The organism is Providencia sp. 6390, from assembly GCF_058148425.1.
This window is the reverse complement of the sequence record NZ_JBYVYL010000024.1, coordinates 1-2,851: the sequence shown is the minus strand read 5'-3', so window position 1 is coordinate 2,851 and position 2,851 is coordinate 1. Positions and strand designations below refer to the sequence as shown.

Genomic DNA, 2,851 nt, shown 5'->3' with positions numbered 1-2,851 from the left:
GATACTGCAATATCACCTTTGTTTTTGTGCCTAAACACACTGTGACTATATATAGTATTCCAGCTAACAGCAACCACTAAATGTATGGTTTTCTGGTGTTTTTACGCGCAAAAATAGTTATCCACAAATTTGCCAAAATTTTCGCTTTTTAAATACTTTTTTATTCTTTTTTAATACCTTTTTAGGGTCTGAATTCACATTTAAAATCAGCAAGATACACCACATTAGTGTTACCTTTTCCGACTATAAATGTCACCTTTTCCGACTATAAATGTCACCTTTTCCGACTATAAATGTCACCTTTTCCGACTATAATCCACAAATAAGTGTTACTATAAAAAACGTGGTAACATTAAGGATCGGAAGTAGTAACATTAAGGGTGTTTTATGAGCGAACTTAAAGACATGAAGGAAACGGACGTAAATTACGTTCATCTAGCCTATGAGAGAAGCCTTAGAAACAAGAGTGTAGTAATTAGCAACGCGATTGTTAGAGCGGCTCAAGGATTGACGTTAGCTGAAAAACGAATAGCGTTTTGCGCCATAGCTAAAATTGAAAAAGCACTAGATCCTATAAAAATAACAGCCCAAGAATATTCAAAAACATTTGGGTTGCCACTGAATCAGTCCTATGAACAACTAAAGGGAGCATCAGAAAACTTCTGGAATAGATACCTTTCTCTTGAAATTCAAAATGACGGAAAAAAAGAACACTACAAAATCAGATGGATAAGCTCATTCGCTTATCAAAATGGTGATGGTTATGTGATAATCAATTTCGCCCCTGAAGTATTACCTTATATATTTGATTTGAAAGAAAATTTTACGAAGTACAAATTACAACAATCTTGGGCATTGCGTTCAATGCATTCATGGCGATTATTGGAATTGATCGAGCAAATGAACACAAATAAAGATAATAGTGGTTGGTTGCGGATTAGCGTAGATAAGTTTCATCATGCAATGGAATCGCCGCCTAGCTACAGACGATCATTTGCTGTACTAAGAACAAAAGTTATAGAGCCCGCCATCAAAGAATTATCGGAAAAAGATGGTTGGGATATAAAATGGACTTTTACCAAAAAAGGACGAAAAGTAGATATGTTAGATTTTTCGTTCAAAAAGAGAGATCGAATTAATATAGACTAACCAGATGATATATAATTCAAAATACGCGATTGGATGCCTTTTTAAATAGAGTTAAAAGGGCTTTCTTTAAGTGCTCTATTTCATCTAATGTCTTTTGAGACACATCATCCTGTAATAACAAATTCTTTGATGCCGCATATTTCAGTAACCCACCAATCCGTGAGATATCAATTCTCGCCCTACTTATTTCATTAAGTTCAATGGTATCAAAGGTGGCGTCTGACAGGCTACTAGCGAGCCTAAAACGTAATTCTGTAGATAGATTACAACCCTTGCTACTACTGATAGCAGAAAGCCGGTTGTAGTCATCTTCGTTAACTAAAAAAGTTACTTTTTTCCTGTTACCTTTGGTTTTATTGGATTCAGTTACATTGCAACCAGGATTATGAAGTTCACTCAATATCAAACCTCGAACAAACTCAGAAAAAGTCACATTTTTTTCACTACATAGTGAATCAATGAGTTCATTTAAATCAGAATCAACACGTACTCTCTTTGTAATCGTCTTTTGTTTTTTCATCTTTGACAGCCAACTGCAAGTTCAGGGGGATAAATAAGATAATGTAGCTACATTATCTTATTTATCCCTATCCTGCAAAGCTATAAAATCATAGTTGGTGTTCTTAAAGGTGGTCACTCGTGCCGCTGATTCAACTGAGGGTAAAATGAAAAAAAATACTGTTTTATTGACGCTATGCGTTAGGAAAATGTCATCTATCGTTGCTACTTTTCTGGTTATAACTACTCTTGTTTCATTTTTGGGAATGCTTCTTATCAAGAAATATGGTGACAGTTCTTTTCAACTGAATTTCTTGTTTATCATCATGCTTGTTTATTTGGTTATAACTGTGTTCGATATTTTGATCGTGGCAAAGATAGAACCATCATTTAATGGGTTTATTAGAGCCGTACTTGCTGTGGCATTTGTATTTGTAACATTCATTGCTTTTTATCATGGCGCTATGTCTGGATCATTAATTTTTCAGCAGATTATGAAATAGTCGGATGTTACTAACGCACTTCGTTTGTTAAACGGCATTCTGAATTTAAATAAATTTAAACCCTGAATACCGTTATTGATGGGTCAATGGCATTTTTGAAGTCGCAGCGTAAACGAGCTGTGCGAGTGCGAACGAGTGAAAAAATGGCGAAGCGAACCATTGACCCCTTTCCCTGTTAAAAACTAGGCATAGGTGATGCCTTCACAAAGTGAAGCATCACCTTATAGACATGTTTTGCTTTGATGATCGGGTTTATTAATGAGGTCGTGGCTAAGATGCATTTCATTTTTGCCCATATAAGGCTCTGTATGAGCCTGTGAGCGATTTTTGTAGGTTTGTGTTGGTTGGCGTGTTTTTATTTGTTATCTCGTCGCTATGAGGCTTTCCGTTGCGAATTAACGTTATTTATAAAATGTGAGTAAATTCTCAATATGAGCTAACTAACTATAAACGTTAATTTTTTGCTATACTTACTGAGCTGCCTAGTGTTTAATAAAAAAAAAGCACGACCTGCAAGTCGTGCTTTGTTCATACTAAAACTATCAGTTTGGTGTAGAGCGACGATGTGGTTTTACTACTGTACCGTCAGCTTTTTTATAACCATCAACAGGTACGATCTTTTTCTGTTGAACACCGCTTTGAGACGTTTTTGTCTTAGCCATAATTGGCTCCTTACATGATTTCCAAGATTAATATTAGGT

General features: G+C 35.5%; 3 protein-coding genes. 2 read left to right on the top strand and 1 reads right to left on the bottom strand.

Features of this window, described 5'->3' with window-relative positions:
* The first annotated feature begins 387 nt into the window (after positions 1 to 387).
* Positions 388 to 1,149 carry a replication initiation protein gene (locus tag AC3Z9T_RS21315; RefSeq protein WP_369119697.1) on the top strand — a complete coding sequence of 254 codons (762 nt, stop codon included), beginning with the start codon at positions 388 to 390 and terminating at the stop codon, positions 1,147 to 1,149.
* A gap of 16 nt (positions 1,150 to 1,165) precedes the next feature.
* Here the strand turns inward: AC3Z9T_RS21315 and AC3Z9T_RS21310 are convergent, their stop codons facing one another.
* On the bottom strand, positions 1,166 to 1,669 hold the full coding sequence (locus tag AC3Z9T_RS21310) for a hypothetical protein (RefSeq protein WP_490128053.1): 504 nt from the start codon (positions 1,667 to 1,669) through the stop codon (positions 1,166 to 1,168).
* 109 nt (positions 1,670 to 1,778) lie between these two features.
* On the opposite strand from AC3Z9T_RS21310, the gene AC3Z9T_RS21305 reads away from it, so the two are divergent.
* Entirely contained in the window at positions 1,779 to 2,150 is a 372-nt protein-coding gene (locus AC3Z9T_RS21305; RefSeq protein ID WP_196545316.1) for a hypothetical protein, read from the top strand.
* The last annotated feature ends 701 nt before the right edge of the window (positions 2,151 to 2,851 follow it).